12 protein-coding genes are annotated in these 16105 nt (G+C 67.6%); 3 read left to right on the top strand and 9 right to left on the bottom strand.

Annotated features, from left to right (window positions below; all coding sequences use genetic code 11):
• Position 1: 1 nt before the first annotated feature.
• From QZ647_RS14060 to QZ647_RS14040, 5 genes are all read right to left on the bottom strand, one after another.
• A complete protein-coding gene (locus QZ647_RS14060; protein WP_291272765.1) occupies positions 2-580 on the bottom strand; it encodes a DNA-3-methyladenine glycosylase in 579 nt (192 codons plus the stop codon).
• A complete protein-coding gene (locus QZ647_RS14055; RefSeq protein WP_291272764.1) occupies positions 577-1056 on the bottom strand; it encodes a YcxB family protein in 480 nt (159 codons plus the stop codon). The genes QZ647_RS14060 and QZ647_RS14055 overlap by 4 nt, the downstream gene beginning before the upstream one ends.
• A 94-nt stretch (positions 1057-1150) precedes the next feature.
• Positions 1151-2206: a hypothetical protein gene (locus tag QZ647_RS14050; protein ID WP_286354667.1), complete on the bottom strand. Its 1056-nt coding sequence runs from the start codon at positions 2204-2206 to the stop codon at positions 1151-1153.
• Between the two features lie 134 nt (positions 2207-2340).
• Positions 2341-3588, bottom strand: coding sequence for a Glu/Leu/Phe/Val dehydrogenase dimerization domain-containing protein (locus QZ647_RS14045; protein WP_291272763.1), 1248 nt, complete (start codon positions 3586-3588; stop codon positions 2341-2343).
• A gap of 111 nt (positions 3589-3699) precedes the next feature.
• Positions 3700-4308 carry a hypothetical protein gene (locus QZ647_RS14040; RefSeq protein ID WP_291272762.1) on the bottom strand — a complete coding sequence of 203 codons (609 nt, stop codon included), beginning with the start codon at positions 4306-4308 and terminating at the stop codon, positions 3700-3702.
• Between the two features lie 90 nt (positions 4309-4398).
• Here QZ647_RS14040 and QZ647_RS14035 point away from each other — a divergent pair, with 90 nt between their 5' ends.
• Together QZ647_RS14035 and QZ647_RS14030 are read left to right on the top strand one after the other, a co-directional pair.
• Positions 4399-4857: a 23S rRNA (pseudouridine(1915)-N(3))-methyltransferase RlmH gene (locus QZ647_RS14035; protein WP_291272761.1), complete on the top strand. Its 459-nt coding sequence runs from the start codon at positions 4399-4401 to the stop codon at positions 4855-4857.
• Positions 4858-4941: 84 nt separating this feature from the next.
• Positions 4942-6978, top strand: a complete 2037-nt coding sequence (locus QZ647_RS14030; RefSeq protein WP_291272760.1) for an ATP-dependent DNA helicase — start codon at positions 4942-4944, stop codon at positions 6976-6978.
• A gap of 48 nt (positions 6979-7026) precedes the next feature.
• Here QZ647_RS14030 and QZ647_RS14025 read toward each other — a convergent pair whose 3' ends face one another.
• The 4 genes from QZ647_RS14025 to QZ647_RS14010 all read right to left on the bottom strand — a co-directional run bounded on the left by QZ647_RS14025 (position 7027) and on the right by QZ647_RS14010 (position 13477).
• Positions 7027-9183, bottom strand: a complete 2157-nt coding sequence (locus tag QZ647_RS14025; RefSeq protein WP_291272759.1) for a M56 family metallopeptidase — start codon at positions 9181-9183, stop codon at positions 7027-7029.
• Positions 9180-9563: a BlaI/MecI/CopY family transcriptional regulator gene (locus QZ647_RS14020; RefSeq protein ID WP_291272758.1), complete on the bottom strand. Its 384-nt coding sequence runs from the start codon at positions 9561-9563 to the stop codon at positions 9180-9182. Before QZ647_RS14020 ends, QZ647_RS14025 begins: the two co-directional genes overlap by 4 nt.
• Positions 9564-9743: 180 nt before the next feature.
• Positions 9744-11201 (bottom strand): glycoside hydrolase family 130 protein, encoded by a 1458-nt coding sequence (locus QZ647_RS14015; RefSeq protein ID WP_291272757.1) that lies wholly within the window; start codon positions 11199-11201, stop codon positions 9744-9746.
• On the bottom strand, positions 11198-13477 hold the full coding sequence (locus tag QZ647_RS14010) for a glycosyltransferase family 4 protein (RefSeq protein ID WP_291272756.1): 2280 nt from the start codon (positions 13475-13477) through the stop codon (positions 11198-11200). The genes QZ647_RS14015 and QZ647_RS14010 overlap by 4 nt, the downstream gene beginning before the upstream one ends.
• Positions 13478-13835: 358 nt before the next feature.
• On the opposite strand from QZ647_RS14010, the gene QZ647_RS14005 reads away from it, so the two are divergent.
• Entirely contained in the window at positions 13836-16094 is a 2259-nt protein-coding gene (locus QZ647_RS14005; RefSeq protein ID WP_291272755.1) for an aconitate hydratase, read from the top strand.
• Positions 16095-16105 lie beyond the last annotated feature (11 nt).

Raw genomic sequence — 16105 nt, 5'->3', positions numbered from 1 at the left:
GTTAGCCCGGATCGAGGGCCTTCCGCTGGAGAACGGCCCGGCTGTCCGCGTCGGCGAAGCGCCAGGGGCGGGCCTGGTCCCCGGGGGTGGCGAAGGCGATGCCGAGGCGGGGGCCGGCGAGCACCCGGACCGGCGGCGGCCCCGGGCGCAGCTCCAGGCCGCCGGGGATCAGCAGGTCGTGGCCGCCGAAGGTTCCGTCGAGGCCCAGGGCTTGGGCGACCTTGCCCGGCCCCGCGCAGAGCTGGGCCGTGGCCTGGCTGGCGCGCCGCCGCGCCAGCACCGTCTCCAGCCCCTCAAGGACTTCCGCGCCGCGGATGAGCACGGCGGAAGGCTCGCCTTCGGGCCCGGTCACCACATTCAGCATCCAGTGCATGCCGTAGCAGAAGTACAAGTAGGCATGTCCCGGCGGACCCCACATGGGCGCGTTGCGGGGGGTGCGGCCATGGCGCGCGTGACTGGCGCTGTCTCCGGGCCCGCCGTAGGCCTCGACTTCCGTGATGCGGAGCGTGACGCCCTCGCGCACCAGCCGTTGGCCCAGCAGGGCGCGGGCCGCAAGATCCACGGGGCCCTGGAGCCTCATCGCTTCAGCAGCTTCCGTTCCCGCAGGAAGGCCTCCAGGTCTTCGCCCGCGGGGGCCCCCAGGGCCCGCTCGGGCACCAGGACGGCCTGCGACCGGCTGATGCGGAAGATCCAGAACCCGCTGCGCCGCTGGATGTCCGCAAAGGCGGCCCAGGGGAGGCTGCCCTCGGCGGAGTCGGTGCTCAGGGTGAGGCCGTCGTCGTCGAGCCTCACTTCCATGGGCGTGTAGGCCTGGGCACCCCGGCGCAGCCGGGCCCAGCGGAGGACGGCTTCGGGAAGGACGACGAAGAGGAGGCCGTTGAGCATCATGAAGATGCTGAACCCCTGCTGGCCTTGGGAGGCCTGGGTGCCCACCAGACCCAGCAGGATCAGGACGAGGCCGGAGATCACGGACACGGCGTACCAGAGCAGCTTGAAGGTCCGGGTGCCCCGCAGGGCCTCGGCGGGGGTTAGGGTGTAGTGGGCCGTGATCTGCATGGGCATCCCCGTGGGTTCAGGAAAAGCATTCCATCAAAACGGGCCCGCACTGCGGGCCCGTTTGACAACTCGAATCGCGCCGCGATTCGGGACCCTACACTTCATCAAAGAAGTAGGGCTTCAGCACCTGGATGCGCTGCTCGAAATCGTCCGGGTGGATGAAGCGCAGGGCGGCAGACACGCTGGAGAGCAGGCTGTTGCCGTCCTGGGGGGTGAAGCAGAAGCCCACCACGCGGGTCTCGCTGGGCATGGTGAGGGTGCTGAGGGGAATCACGGTCTGGTTGAGGATGCGGCCGAAGTGGCCCTGGTCGCGGCCGAAGGAGAACACAGTGTTGGCGTCCTTCTTCTCGGTGATGGCGATGAGGTCGTTGGCCTTGATGCGGGCCTTGAGGGCCTCGAGGGTGGTGGGGCGCTTGAGCCGCAGGTCGAACCAGAGGCTGTGCATGTACTGGGTGGGGAGCTTCACGGCGCTGCTGAAGAGGTTCAGTTCCAGGCCCTTGGTCTGGAACAGGTGGTAGGCGTCGCGGGCGTGGTGGGTGCCGAACTTGCCGTCCTTGTGGGTGCCCACCTGGGGAGCGGGGCAGAAGTCCTTCACCTGGCTGATGTCGTTGGCCCGGCGCATGCAGACGAAGCTGCCTTCGACGAGGTTGTCGGCGCCTTCCTTGAGGGCCAGGGTGTCGATGATGCAGGACAGGTTGTGGGTGTTGCAGCTGACGACCTGCACATACTGGCCGCTGCCCTTCAGCACCTCGTCGTTGATGCCGCGGGCATACATGGTGCCGAAGCCGAACTCGCTGCCCTGGGCGATGAAGCCCTTGGTGTTGTGCTCGTACTTCGTGTAGAACTTCTCCTTCATGTCCATGCCCTTGGGGCTGCAGTCGATGACCACGGTGGCCTCGTCCAGGGCCTGGTCGTGGAGCATGGCGGGCTCGATGCCCCAGGCCTTGAAGCCCTCCACCTTGTCCGCGTCCACCACGAGCTTGGCGCCGCGCTTCAGCAGGGCCTTCACCTTGGGCCGGTCGCTGACACTGTTCTTGTGGAAGGTGACCTCGTCGATGCCCAGTTCCTTCTTGTATTCCGTCAGCAGGCCGATCAGCGGTTCGCCGATGGTGCCCGTGCCGACCACATGCACGATGTTCTTCTTGGACATGGATCCTCCGCGGCCGGTCTTCTTCGGGACGCCCCCACCAGCCCAACGGATGATTTTCCCAGCCCGGGTCAGGAAAGGCCAGCCGGGAAAGGCACCCATTCTCATCCGTAATGCAAAGCTTGATGGGAAGGCACCTACCAGCCACGCAAGGCATTGGCCTTCGTCACGCGCCCCAGGGCCAGGACGAGGGCGCCCACGCGCCAGGTGCAGCCGTGCTGCTGGACCCGCTCCTGCACATCCCGGAAGGACTGGAGCAGGATCTTCTCCTCCTTCTCGAAGACCTCAGCCTCGGTCCAGAAGAGTTGCTGGAGGTTCTGCACCCACTCGAAGTAGGAGACGATGACGCCGCCGGCATTGGCGAGGATGTCGGGGAGCAGGAGGATGCCCTTGTCCCGGAAGATCCGGTCGGCCTCCGGCGTGGTGGGGGCGCTGGCGCCCTCCACGATCAGCCGGGCCGTCACGGCCGGCGCCGTGGCCTGGGTCAGCACCCCGCTCAGGGCCGCAGGGATGAGGATATCGCAGGGCTGGGCCCAGATCGCCGCCGGATCGAAGGCCTCGCCGCCGGGGAAGCCCGCCACGGTGCCCTGGTGGCGCCGCGCGTGGTCCGAAAGGGCGGCCACCTCCAGGCCTTCGGTTCGCCGGACGGCGCCCCCGCGGTCGGCCACGGCCACCACCCGGGCCCCCATCTCATCCAGGAATTTTGCCGCGAAGCCGCCCACATTGCCGAAGCCCTGGAGGGCCACCCGGGCCCCTTTCAGCTCCTTGCCCAGCACCTTCGTCCAGGCTTCCCGGGTGCAGAGGGCCACCCCCTTTCCCGTGGCTGCCTCGCGGCCCTGGCTGCCTCCCAGCTCGACGGGCTTGCCGGTGACGCAGGCGGGCTGGTAGCCGTTCTTGCGGCCGTATTCGTCCAGCACCCAGGCCATGGTCTGGGCGTTGGTGTTCAGATCCGGGGCCGGCACATCGCGCGTGGGGCCCAGCACCATGGAGAGCTTGGAGATGTAGCGGCGGGTGAGCATCTCCAACTCATGCTGGGACATCTTCGCGGGATCGCACTGGATGCCGCCCTTGGCGCCGCCGAAGGGGATGTTCACCACGGCGGTCTTCCAGGTCATGAGGCTGGCCAGGGCGCGGACCTCGTCCAGGTCCAGGTCCGGGTGGAAGCGGAGCCCGCCCTTCTGGGGGCCGCGCACGCCGTTGTGCTGCACGCGGTAGCCCTTGAAGACCTTCAGGGTGCCGTCATCCATGCGGATGGGCATGGCGACGGTGATCTCGCGGTAGGGGATCTTGAGGAGCTCTCGGATGTCCTGGGAGAGCCCCAGGATGTCGGCGGCCTCATCGAACTGCCGGCTGACACTGTCGAAGAGGTTCATGGCCCCGGTCATGGGAACCCCCTGCGTCCGCTCGGGCCTGCGGCGGCCGGCCCAAGCGTCGGCCCAAGCATAGCGCGCCCCGGAATCCGTGGACTCCGGGGCGCGGCAAAAGAGCGGGAGGGCCTACTGCTTCAGGCTCTTGAGGGCCACTTCATAGCGCAGGTAGGAGACGCCCCAGGTGCCATCGGGCTTCTTGAGGCAGCTGACGGTGAGGACCTTCGTGCCATCGAAGCCGAGAGCCATGTCCTTCACGATGGTGGAGGACCCGAACTGGCGGGCGGCGGAGTTGTCGGTGATGCCCATGTGGCGCATCTTGCCCCAGGACTTGTCCGTGATGCCCTTCAGCAGGCGATAGAGGCCGGCATTGAAGGCCAGGCGGGCGTCCTTCACCGGGTAGTCGTCGGTGGGACCGCCCGGCAGCTCGTCGAGCCGCGCGGCCAGGTGCTCGATGCCCAGGCCCTTGAGCTCTTCGGGCGTGAGGGTGATGCCCAGCTCCTTGGCCTGCTTGTGGAAGTGCATGGCGGAGGGGTAGACCACATCCGGCGTGATGGGGGCGATGAGGGCGGCGTGCTTGTAGTCCTTGCGCACCACCAGGTACTGCAGGTGGTAGAGGATGTCGGCGGGCTCCTTCGCCGCGGCGGGCGCGGTGGTGGGAATCGAGTCGCCGCCGCACCCGATGAAGGCGGGTAACAGGAGCAGGCTGGCGAGGGGCAATGCGAGAGAACGACGCATGAAACTACCTCCGGGACGGGATGGTCAGGATGACAAGGATGGTGGAGCCAACCCGCTAGGCTGCCAAGGGAAATTCATCACAATAGGATCATGTATCCCATCTCCCTCCTTGCGTTCGGACGCCTGCGGCTGGATCCCTGCCGGGAGCTGGAGCGCCACTACCTCGACATGCTCCGACCCTTTGCGCGGCTGGAGGTGACGGAACTGACCGAGGGTAAGGGGGATCCGGCCCGCCAGCTGCGGGAGGAGGCCGAGCGCCTTCGTCCGAAGCTGAAGGCCGTGAAATGCCCGGTGCTCCTCACGCCGGAGGGAAAACTCCGGGACAGCGAGGCCCTCGCCAAGTGGCTGGGCGAGCGCATGGACCGGGGCGACAGCTTGGCCTTCGCCCTGGGCAGCAGCCACGGTTTCGATCCCGGCTTGAAGGCGGAGGTCCGGGAGCAGCTGAGCCTGTCGCCTCTGACCTTCCCCCACGAACTGAGCCGGGTGATGCTCCTGGAGCAGCTCTACCGGGCGTTCACCATTCTCCGGGGCAAGCATTACCACAAGTGAATGGGGCCCTCCGCGGCCAGCCTCCCCCAAAGCCCATTCGCCCTTTTTCCGCCTTTGTTCCACACTGGTCGGATGGCGCATCCCATGGACCGCTACTTCGCCCCGTCGGAGGGCCGGATCTTCGCCTGCTTCCCCGGGGCCGAGGACCGGCCCGGCCAGCGGCGCATGGCCGAGCTGGTGCACAACGCCGTGGTGGACGGCGCCGCCCGCTTCCAGAAGTGGCGCGACGGGGGCGGCGAGCCCGACGCCCGGCCGGAGGCCGTGATTCAGGCGGTGGAGGCCGGCACGGGCACGGGCAAGAGCCTGGGCTACCTGATCCCGGCCCTGGCCGCCGGCCGCCATCCCATCCTGGTGGCCACCCGCACCAAGCAGCTCCAGCGCCAGCTGCTGGAAGAGGATGTGCCCCGGGCGGCGGGCATCCTGGGCCGACCCATCAAGGCCGTGCTGGCCAAGGGCCGCGCCAACTACCTCTGCCGCACGGCCTGGGAGGCCGTCTCCACGGACGCCCACCTGGAGTTCAGCCGGGCCGACCAGCAGCTCTGGCTGGCCCTGCAGCGCTGGACCCGCGAGACCCAGGACGGGGACCGCGAGGGGCTGGGCCGCTTCGGGGAGGGCGAGTCGCCGCTGTGGGACAAGATCAACGCCCGGGCCGAGCGCTGCACGGGCCGCCAGTGCCCCCGCTACGAGGACTGCTTCCTCACCAAGCTGCGGGCGGAGGTGGCCGAGGCCGACCTCATCATCGTCAACCATGCACTGCTGCTGGCCGACCGCGTGCTGCGGGAATCCGCCTTCGGCCAGGTGCTGCCCGACGCGCCCGTGCTCATCCTCGACGAGGCCCATGACCTGGAGGAACAGCTCACCGAGAGTTGTGCCGAGGCCTGGTCCAGCCGCGCCATGAACCTGCTCTTCACGGATCTGCGGGACGCCGCCAAGGGGCAGGGCGCGGGTCTGGCGGCCCTGCTGGAACCCTGGGAGCGGGCCTGGACCGACATCCTCGCCTGGGTGCCGCTCGAAGGCGGCGTGCTGCCCCTGCTGAGTCCCGGCCCCGAGATGAAGGCCCTGGCGGATGCCGTGGGCGCCTGGGTGGAGGCGGGGCACCCCCTGTGGATGGAGGCGCGCCGCCTCGGTTCGGCTGACCCCGAGAACCCCCTGTGGATGCGCCTCGCGGAGCGGGTGGGCACGGCCTTCTCCCGCATGGAGCAGATCTTCGCCCAGCCCGAAGGCTGGGTCTCCACCCTCAACCGGGAGGGGCCGAACCTCGTCCACTTCAAGTCGAACCCCGTGGATGTCCGGCCATTCTTCCACCAGCATGTGCGCCGCGGCTTCGAGAGCGTGATCCTCACCAGCGCCACCCTGCGGGATGGCCGCGGCTTCAACGGCCTGGGGTTGCGCCTGGGGTTCACGCGGCCGGAGGTGGAAGTCGCCGAGCATGTGGAGAGCCCCTTCGACTTTGAAGCCCAGGGCCTGCTCTTCGTGCCGCCGGGCCTGCCCGAACGCCGCGCGGGCGGCGGGGGGGTGGGCGATCCGGCCTGGATCGAGGCCTCGCTCGCGGCCATGGAGCGCATGCTGCGGGCCAGCCGGGGCCGGGCCCTGCTGCTCTTCACCAGCCGCAAGATGCTGGCGGCCTTCCGGCCGCGACTGGAAGACGCGCTACCCGAGCTCACCTTCTTCGTGCAGGGCGATGGCCTCTCCCGCACCCAGCTGCTGGACCGCTTCCGCGCCACGCCCTCGGCGGTGCTGCTGGGCCTCGCCAGCTTCTGGCAGGGCGTGGATCTGCCCGGCGAGGCGCTGAGCCTGGTGGTGGTCTCCGCGCTGCCCTTCGCGCCCCCGGACGACCCTGTGCTGCAGGCCCGCATCCGCGAGGCGGACGCCCAGCGCGACGGCCTCGGCTTCATCGGCATCCAGGTGCCCCAGATGACGCTCAAGTTGAAGCAGGGCATCGGCCGGCTCATCCGCACCCGCACCGATCGCGGCGTGGTGGCGGTGCTGGATCCGCGCCTCATGCTGCCCAGCGAGGACCGCCTGGGCAAGCGCTACGCCGCCCAGGTCCGCGCCGCCCTGCCGCCCTTTCCCGTGACGCGGGACTGGGACCGGGTGGAGGCGTTCTTGCACCAGCTGTGAGAAGGGCCCGCATGGCGGGCCCTTCTCGCGGAACGAAGAAACCTCAGATCAGTGAGGGGGTTCCGCGGGCGGCGTGGGCGGGGCCGGGGGAGCCTCCGGCGCGGGCGGCGGTGGGGGCGGAGGCGGCGGCAGGGGCGCCATGGGTGTCATGGGCGTCATGGGTGCCAGCCGGGGCTGTTTCGTCGCCTTGGGGGTCTTCGGTGCCATGGCCATCTGCTTCTGCAACTGATCGAGGCGTTTCTGCATCGACTTCATGGCCGACTGTAGGGCCCGGATCTCCACCTGCGGATCGACTCCCGGATCCGGCGCCGAGCGCTTGAAGCGCATCCGGGGCATGGGGATGGGCGGGATGCGGACCTCCTTGTCCATGCCTTCGACGATCACGGTCTCCTCGTCGGAAGCATCCGGCCCGATGAAGGCCCAGGTGCCGCCTTCCTTGGGGTCGCCGCCCTTCTGGATGACCTTCAGCCGCTTTTCCACGACACCCTTGCCGTCCTCGTGGCGCCGGATCACCACGGTCCCTGGAGGACCGTCCTGATGTTTGCGAACTTCCACATGCACCCTGTGGCCCTCAGCCTCTGCCTTGGCGATGAGGGCCTGCATCTCCGGGTCGGCCTTGAGGCGTTCAGCCTCCACCTTCCAGCGTTCCCCTTCGACCTTCAGCTGTTCACCCTCGGCCTTCAGCCGATCGGCCTCCGTCTGAAGCTTGGCGCGCTCTTCCGGCGTCATGCCCTGGGCGCGGTGTTCCAGGTCCTTCGTCCTGATTTCCATGTCGCGCGAGCGGGCATCCAGCTCCCGCTCGCGGGCTTCCATATCCCGGGTGCGGTCCTCGAGGTGCCGAGTGTGGATCTCAATGCGGCGGGCCTTGTCGCGTCCTGCCTGCGCCTTGGCGGCTTCTTTCACGGCATCGCGCAGCCAGGCTTCACCTTCGGCGTCCAGGGCCTTCTCCTGGCCATCCACGGTGTAGGTCTTCTTGTCCTTCGTGGCGGCATAGGTCCGGAGCTTCCCACCCTTCTTTTCTTCGATGCGGAAGCTGCCGTCGCCGGGCACGGCCACGGGGTCCTGGGCGGATGGGTCGAGCTTGACCTCGCCGTTCAGGCGCACATCCATCTGGCGGTCGCCATCGAGGACCTTCACGCGGGTGCTGGGGCCGCCCTTGGGGGTGGTCTCCTTGTCCTTGTCCTGGAGGACGACACCCGCCGCGCCCAGCAAAGAGGCCGCCAGCAGGACGAGGGTCGTGGCGCGGACCCCGCCGGGGATGGGCAGGGAGGGTTGGAGCAGGTGGCGGATGCGATGCATGAGGGAGCCTCCATTGGCGGCCAGGGCCAGGTGAGTAGGGGATGTGGCGGCGGGCTCCCGCAGGGCCTCGAGGTCGGCGAGGGCCCGGGCCAGGATCAGGGGATCGCCGCAGAGCTCGGCGGCCACATCGTCGCAGCAGTGCTCACGCTCGGCGCGGATGCGGGCGGACAGCCACCAGACGGCGGGATGGTAGAAGAACAGGACCTCGACGAGGGACTGGAGCAGGTTCACCAGAAAATCACCCCGGCGGATGTGGGCCAGTTCGTGCGCCAGGATGGCCTCCAGCTGCAAGGGCGCCAGGCCCGACAAGGCGCAGGCGGGCAGCAGGATCACGGGGCGCAGCCAGCCCAGGGCCGTGGGCACTTCCACTGCAGCAGACTGGAGCAGCCGTACGGCGCGGGCGAGCTTCAGGTCCCGGCAGAGTCGTGACACGACCAGGTGCCATTCGGCCGGGACGGGTGTGGCGCCGAGCCGGCGCAGGCGCTGTACGCGGACCCAGCTTCCCAGGAACCGGGTGGACAGCAGCAGGACCCCGGCGGCCCATCCAGCCAGCAGCCAGGGCAGGATCGAATCCAGGGCAGCCTTGATCCTCTCGGGCAACGGCGCGTCCGGAACCATCGTCCCCGGCCTCGGAGCCGTGGCCGCCTCCAGGCTCAGCCGCAAGGGCTCGGCCAGGGCCGCCGCCGACCGCTGAAGCAGCAGGAAGGTCCCCGTGGGGGCGGCCACCATGAGCAGCAGGAAGGCGCAGGCCACGCCGTAGCGGGCCTTGGCGCTGGCGCCGCGCAGGAGCAGGAGGCTCATCCAGGCCAGCAGGCCCAGGGCTGCCCCCTGCCAGAGGAAATGGATCAGGGTCCAGCCCAGGGTCTGGGCCAAGGGGTACTGCATGAGCGACAGGAGCGTGGTCATCGCCTCCTCCCTTCCGCCTGGTCGAGCATCTTCCGGATTTCCGCCAATTCCTCCCGGCTGGCTTTGCGGGTGGCGAGTGCCTGCATCACCAGGTTCGAGGAGGACCCCCCGAAGGCCTTGTCCAGCAGATCATCGAGCATGGTCCGTTGGGTCTCGACCTGGGTCTGGGTGGCGGAGAAGACATGCGTGCGGTCCGTGGCATCCCGCTGGACCAGGCCCTTCTCGTCCATGATTTGCAGCATCTTGAGCGCCGTCGTGTAGCCGAGCTCCCGCTCCGCGGACAGCACCTCGAAGACCTGCCGCACCGTGCTCGGCCCCCGCTCCCAGAGGACCCGGAGGATGGCGAGTTCGGCGTCGGTGGGGCGGACGGAAGGCTGCATGAGAGGGGGCTCCGGAAGGGGAATGCCGAAAAGATACGATAAGTTTCGTAGTCGTCAACGAAAATCTTCGTAATTGGTTTAGGGGCGAATGGCCATTTTCCGGCAGACCCCGTCCAGGGCGGGCGATGCTCCCGGTCCCCGGCGGTTCAGGGCACTGGAATCAGGGTCCTGGAGGACGCCTCAGGCCTTCAAGGCGGCCAGCAGGTCGTCCAGGGGAACGCTGACGATGGTGGTGGCCCGGTCGCTCATGGCGAAGGGGAGGATGAGCTCCCGGCCGTGCAGCAGGGATCCGCAGCTGTAGACGACATTGGGGACATAGCCCTCCCGGCCGACGCCCTCGGGTCCCAGGAGGGGCTCCCGCAGGCGGCCGATGACCCGGGTCGGATCCTGCAGGTCGAGCAGGGCCGCACCGATGCAGTATTTGCGCATGGGACCAACACCGTGGGTCAAGACGAGCCAGCCGGCCTCGGTTTCGATGGGCGACCCGCAGTTGCCGATCTTCACGGACTCCCACATCTCCGCGGGCCGGAGGAGCACCTTCGAGTCGCTCCAGTAGTGGGGATTGTCCGAGAACATGATGAACAGGTTCTCGTCGTCCTGCCGGGACAGCATGGCGTAGCTGCCGTCGATCTTCCGGGGGAACAGCGCCATACCCTTGTTCTGCACGGCGGTGCCGCTGAGGGTCAGCACCCGGAAATGGAGAAAATCCTGCGTCTCGATGAGCTGCGGAAGGATGGCGTGTCCGTTGTAGGCCGTATAGGTGGCGTAATACATCACGGAACCGTCGTCCTCCACCATGCGGACGAAGCGTGCATCCTCGATGCCATTGCTCTCATTCGTCGAGACGGGAAAAATGACCCGCTCGCTCACGGCGAGCGTCGGCGCGAAGTTCATCTCGTAGTTGGAGTCGGCGAGCCACTGGATGCATCGGAGGGCGTTCTTCAGATCCTGCGTCAGCGGCCGGGTCTCGCGGCGGATGGCGAGGAGGCTGCGGTTCAGATCGCTTCGGGTGAAGCGGTCCGCCAGCGGCGCCATCACGGCGGTGGTGTGGCCGTTGTCGAATCCCATCTCGTGCAGTTTGACGATGAAGGCCGTCTTCTTGTAGCTGGGGTTGGGCGCGATCTCCGGCAGAGAGACGAAGCGCGAAATGGGGTCCAGCTGGAGGCCGCCATCGGCGGCGATGAGGCCGGTGCGGAACTCGATGGAGGACACATGCCCCTCGCCGGTGGCGCGCAGGCTCATGATGAAGCGCAGGGCCCCCGTGGGCACACCACTCTGATCAGGGTGGGCCACGATGGAGGGGTTGAAGAGCGCCGCGGATTCCAGCGCGTATTCCCCGGAAAAGAGTGCTCCGATGAGGAGCTTGCGGGCATGGGAGAGCGGCCGCTGCGTGAAGATGTGGGGCAGCACCCGGTCGTAATTCGCCAGCAGCGGGGTCTCGATGTCGAGGTGACGCGAATCGAACTCCGCGAGGACGGTCTGGAGGTCGCGTTCAGTCTCCTCCTCGCTCAAGGCGAGGGCGCGGCCGATGATGGTGGTGACGCGGTGGGAGCTGGACGGAATGAAGGGCCGGATGATGACCCTGGCGCTTTCGGGAACGAGCATCGTCTCGTGGCGGCGGAGGGGGATGGGGGTCATGAGGCATTGTCCGGCAGGGCTTCGATTGAATGTTCGGCAAAGTTCATTTCGGCCCGTGAAAGATGGAAGGCCAGCGTGGATTCGGCCCCCTGGTTCTCACTGACCCGGTCCTGGTGCAGGCCGTCCCCGCAGCCGCCGCTGCTGGAATCGTAGAGGGGAAGGCCGAGATCATTGCGGCCAAGGAACCATTCGAAGGCGCGCTTGGCCTCGCGGAGCCACGACTCGTCCCGGGTGGCCCGGTGGGCGGCGAGGCAGGCGGAGACCATCGCCTGGGCTTCCACCGGCTGCTGGTCGAAATAGGCATGGGCGCCATCCCGCTCGTAGAAGCCGTTGCAGCCGATGGGTCGGAAGTGACCGGACTGCGTCTTCTGGATGGAGGTGAGCCAACGCAGGGACCTGAGCCCGATCTCCAGGGCCTCCGGATTAGAAGTCGAAGGACCGCCGAGGATGAGGGCCTGGCAGAGGCGAGCATTGTCGTAGGTGGCGGTCGACTCGAACCAAGGCCAGTTCTCGGTCGCGCAGCCCTTCCAGAGACTCACGAGCCTTTGTACCAGACCTTCGCGCAGTGCCTTCACCTCCGCCTGCTCCGGGAAAGCGCTCAGGTACTCCTGGATGCCCAGCAGGGCGAAGGCCCAGGCCCGGGGGGAGGAGAAGGCTTCGAGCACGGGAAACCCGTGCTCGAAGAGATGGGCGGACAGCCGGCGGTGACCCGCGTTGCGGGAGCGCCCGGCCCCCGTGCCCACGGCCCACAGGCCCCGGGCGTGGCTGTCCTCGCTCCCCGCTTCTTCCAGCCAGCTCCGGCCGTGGCTCATGAAATTTCGGAACCGGCCGGTCTCACGATTCATGGCGGCAGACAGGAAGGCCAGATAGCTTGTGGCCAGCCGGTCGAGGTTTTCGGAAGGGGGCCGGCCCCCGAGTTCATCCAGCAGGTTGCACAGGATGAAGGCCCGGGCGTTGTCGTCGGTGCAGTAGCCCTCGTGGTAGTTCGGCACATTGAAGGACGCGTGCTGGATGATGCCGGTGGCATCGCTCATGCGCACGACATGATCCAGCCGCAGCGGAGGCAGGTCATAGGGTCGGCTGGCGAGTGTCCAGTTGGCGAAGGCCGATCTTGGTGCGGCCCGGCGCTCCGTGCGGGCGAGCTGGAAGGTTTCGAGGTACCGTTGCGCCACGGCAGGCCAGATCATCGCGCGCCCGAGCCCGTAGGCCTTCTCCCGCGTCCGCCTCAGGCAGTCAGGGTCGTCGAGGAAGGCGCACACGCCCTGGGCGATGGCCTGCGGATCGCGGAAGGGGACCAGGATCCCGCGATCCTCCGCGAGCAGTTCCTGGGCGTGCCAGTAGGGCGTGGAAACCACCGCCTTGCCCGCGCCAAACACATAGGCGAGGGTGCCCGAGGTGATCTGCGCCTCGTTGAGGTAGGGAGTCAGGTAGATGTCCGTGGCGCCGATGAACTCCTTGAGGTCCTCCAGCGATACGAAGCGATTGTAGAAGATGACATGGTCCTTCACCCCGCGGTCCTCGGCCAGGCGCTCCAGACCCAGGCGGTAGCTCTCCCCGTCGCGGGCGACCAGATGGGGGTGGGTGGCTCCCAGCACCAGATAGACCACATTCGGGTGGCGCTTCACGATCTCCGGCAGGGCTTCGATGGCATATTCGATCCCCTTGCCGGGCCCGAGCAGGCCGAAGGTGAGCAACACCGTCCGACCTTCGACACCGAACTGGGCTTTGTAGAAGCTCGAGTCGAGGTAGGGCATGTCCGGAATGCCATGGAGGATGATCTCCACCTTGGCGTCGGGCGCCCCGTAGGTTTCACGAAGGATCTCCGCACCCTTCCGGGCCATCACCACCAATCGATCACTGCGCCGGATCAGCTCTTCCATCACCTTCCGCTGGGCCGGGTTCGGATCGCGCAGCACGGTGTGGAGCGTGGTGACCACGGGCATCCGGACTTCCTTGAGGAGGGCCAGCAGGTGGCTGCCGGCGGGCCCCCCGTAGATGCCGAATTCGTGCTGGACGCAGAGGACATCGGCGTTGTTGAAGTTCAGGAAATCGGCGGCGCGCCGGTAGGAATCCAGATCCTTCTCATCCAACTCGAAGCGCACACGGGGAGGGTAGTCGTAGGCTTCGATGCGGTCGTTCATCGCCCCGGCATAGCACTGCGAGTCGGGCGCGGCGGCGGCCACCGCCTCGCAGAGGTCGTGCGTGAAGGTGGCGATGCCGCAGAGCCTTGGGAGATAGCCGCCCAGGAAGGCGATGCGGGGTGGGGTGGCATCCATCGAGCTCCCTCCTTCAGGCGGGCTAAAGCTGTTCGGGCGGTTGCCCATTCCGAACCGCGCAGGGCGGGCCGCCGAGAATCTGCCGAGCCTCGCGGGGATGGCACCGACCATCCCCCGCCTGGTTCGTGGTCGGAACCGGCTTGGCGGCATGCTTCATGGAGCCCCCGGGGTGGTTCCCAGGCTGGAAAGGCCATGCCCTGGGCCGGAAGAATCCGAATGGCTGTCCAGGACATCCACCCTTCCATGGTGCGCGCGAAACCCTCTTCCGCCTAAGGAATTTGACGGGTGTTCCGCCAAGTCCTTTCGAGGCGGCTCTCCGCAATCGGGACTACACTGCCGATGCCAGGAGGGTTTTGCCATGGCCCAGATCGACTCGACTCCCTCTTTCGTCAAGGCCGCCTACGAACGCATGGCCGCCCGCCTGAAGGTGGTGCGCCTGCGGCTGAACCGGCCCCTCTCCCTGGCGGAGAAGATCGTCTACGGGCACCTGGATCACCCGGATCAGGCTGAGATCCTGCGGGGGAAGAGCTACCTCGACCTGCGGCCCGACCGCGTGGCCATGCAGGATGCCACCGCCCAGATGGCGCTCCTCCAGTTCATGACTTCGGGGCTGCCCGAGGTGGCCGTTCCCTCCACGGTCCACTGCGACCATCTCATCCAGGCGGAGGTGGGCTCCAGCCCGGATCTCACTCGCGCCAACACCGAGAACAAGGAGGTCTACGACTTCCTGTCGTCGGTGTGCGACAAGTACGGCCTGGGCTTCTGGAGGCCCGGCAGCGGCATCATCCACCAGGTGGTGTTGGAGACCTACGCCTTCCCGGGCGGGCTCATGATCGGTACCGACTCGCACACCCCGAATGCCGGGGGTCTGGGCATGGTGGCCATCGGCGTGGGCGGGGCGGATGCGGTGGATGTCATGGCGGGGCTGTCCTGGGAGCTGAAGGCGCCGAAGCTCATCGGCGTGAAGCTCACCGGGGTGCTCAAGGGCTGGACCTCACCCAAGGATGTGATCCTCAAACTGGCCGGCATCCTCACGGTGAAGGGTGGCACGGGCGCCATCGTGGAGTACTTCGGCCCCGGCGTGGATTCCATCTCCTGCACGGGCATGGGGACCATCTGCAACATGGGCGCGGAGATCGGCGCCACCACCAGCCTGTTCCCCTTCAATGACCGCATGGCGGAATACCTGCGGGCCACCTCCCGGGGCGAGATTGCGGAGCTGGCCATGGGGTTCGCCGGACACCTGAAGGCCGACGAGGGCTGCCAGTACGATCAGGTTGTCGAGATCGACCTCAGCACCCTGGAACCCCACATCAACGGCCCCTTCACGCCGGACCTGGCCTGGCCCCTGTCCCGATTCGCGGCTGCCGTGCGGGAGAAGGGCTACCCCGAGGAGCTGAAGGTGGGCCTCATCGGAAGCTGCACCAACTCCAGCTACGAGGACATGGAGCGGGCTGCCAGCGTGGCGAAGCAGGCCCTGGCGCACGGCGTGAAGGCCAAGTCCACCTTCACCATCACCCCGGGCAGCGAGCAGATCCGGGCCACCATCGAGCGCGACGGGCAGATGGCGACCTTCACCCAGGTGGGCGGCATGGTGCTGGCCAACGCCTGCGGTCCCTGCATCGGCCAGTGGAAGCGGCACGACATCCAGAAGGGCGAGCGGAATTCCATCATCACGAGCTTCAACCGCAACTTCGCCGCGCGCAACGATGCCAACCCCGAGACCTGCGCTTTCGTGGCGTCGCCGGAAATCGTCACCGCCTTCGTCCTGGCAGGCCGCCTCACCTTCAATCCCGAGACCGATACCCTTCCGGGGGCGGATGGCAAGCCCTTCAAGCTGACCCCCCCCAGCGGCGACAGCCTCCCCAGGCGAGGCTACGACCCCGGGAAGGCCACCTACCAGGCCCCGCCGGAAGACCGGCACCGCATCGAGGTGAAGATCGATCCCGCCAGCCAGCGCCTCCAGAAGCTGGATCCCTTCAAGGCCTGGGAAGGCTCGGACCTCACAGATCTGACCATCCTCATCAAGGCCAAGGGCAAGTGCACCACGGACCACATCTCCGCCGCGGGGCCCTGGCTGAGGTTCCGTGGCCACCTCGACAACATCAGCAACAACCTCCTCATCGGCGCCACCAACGCCTTCAACGGAGCCATCAACCGGGTGAAGAACCAGCTCACGGGCGGCTATGACGAGGTGCCCAAGGTGGCCCGGGCCTACAAGGCCGCGGGCATCGGCTGGGTGGTCGTGGGCGATGAGAACTACGGCGAGGGCTCCAGCCGCGAGCACGCCGCCATGGAACCCCGGCACCTGGGCGGCCGCGCCATCATCGTGAAGAGCTTCGCCCGCATCCACGAGACCAACCTCAAGAAGCAGGGGATGCTGCCCCTGACCTTTGCGGACCCCAGGGACTACGACAAGCTCCTGGAGGACGACCGCCTGTCCATCCTCGGCCTGGCCGGCTTTGCGCCCGGCGTGCCCCTCACGCTGGTGGCCCGGCACGCGGACGGCAGTGAGGACCGGATCGCCCTGAGCCACACCTTCAACCAGAGCCAGATCGCCTGGTTCAAGGCCGGGTCCGCCCTGAACCTCATGGGAGGCAAGGCGAAGCAGCCCTAGCCGCCTCGGGC

Origin of the sequence: Geothrix sp. (genome assembly GCF_020622065.1) — a bacterium.
GTDB lineage: Bacteria > Acidobacteriota > Holophagae > Holophagales > Holophagaceae > Geothrix.
Note: the sequence above shows the minus strand (reverse complement) of the source record. Positions and strands in the feature narration are given on the sequence as shown.

Bases quoted from the DNA above. Each gene is read 5' to 3' on its own strand.
- QZ647_RS14025 (WP_291272759.1), bottom strand. From the start codon at position 9,183: ATGACCACGCTCCTGTCGCTCATGCAGTACCCCTTGGCCCAGACCCTG.
- QZ647_RS14055 (WP_291272764.1), bottom strand. From the start codon at position 1,056: ATGCAGATCACGGCCCACTACACCCTAACCCCCGCCGAGGCCCTGCGG.
- QZ647_RS14020 (WP_291272758.1), bottom strand. From the start codon at position 9,563: ATGCAGCCTTCCGTCCGCCCCACCGACGCCGAACTCGCCATCCTCCGG.
- QZ647_RS14005 (WP_291272755.1), top strand. From the start codon at position 13,836: ATGGCCCAGATCGACTCGACTCCCTCTTTCGTCAAGGCCGCCTACGAA.
- QZ647_RS14010 (WP_291272756.1), bottom strand. From the start codon at position 13,477: ATGGATGCCACCCCACCCCGCATCGCCTTCCTGGGCGGCTATCTCCCA.
- QZ647_RS14040 (WP_291272762.1), bottom strand. From the start codon at position 4,308: ATGCGTCGTTCTCTCGCATTGCCCCTCGCCAGCCTGCTCCTGTTACCC.
- QZ647_RS14045 (WP_291272763.1), bottom strand. From the start codon at position 3,588: ATGACCGGGGCCATGAACCTCTTCGACAGTGTCAGCCGGCAGTTCGAT.
- QZ647_RS14035 (WP_291272761.1), top strand. From the start codon at position 4,399: ATGTATCCCATCTCCCTCCTTGCGTTCGGACGCCTGCGGCTGGATCCC.
- QZ647_RS14015 (WP_291272757.1), bottom strand. From the start codon at position 11,201: ATGACCCCCATCCCCCTCCGCCGCCACGAGACGATGCTCGTTCCCGAA.
- QZ647_RS14030 (WP_291272760.1), top strand. From the start codon at position 4,942: ATGGACCGCTACTTCGCCCCGTCGGAGGGCCGGATCTTCGCCTGCTTC.
- QZ647_RS14050 (WP_286354667.1), bottom strand. From the start codon at position 2,206: ATGTCCAAGAAGAACATCGTGCATGTGGTCGGCACGGGCACCATCGGC.
- QZ647_RS14060 (WP_291272765.1), bottom strand. From the start codon at position 580: ATGAGGCTCCAGGGCCCCGTGGATCTTGCGGCCCGCGCCCTGCTGGGC.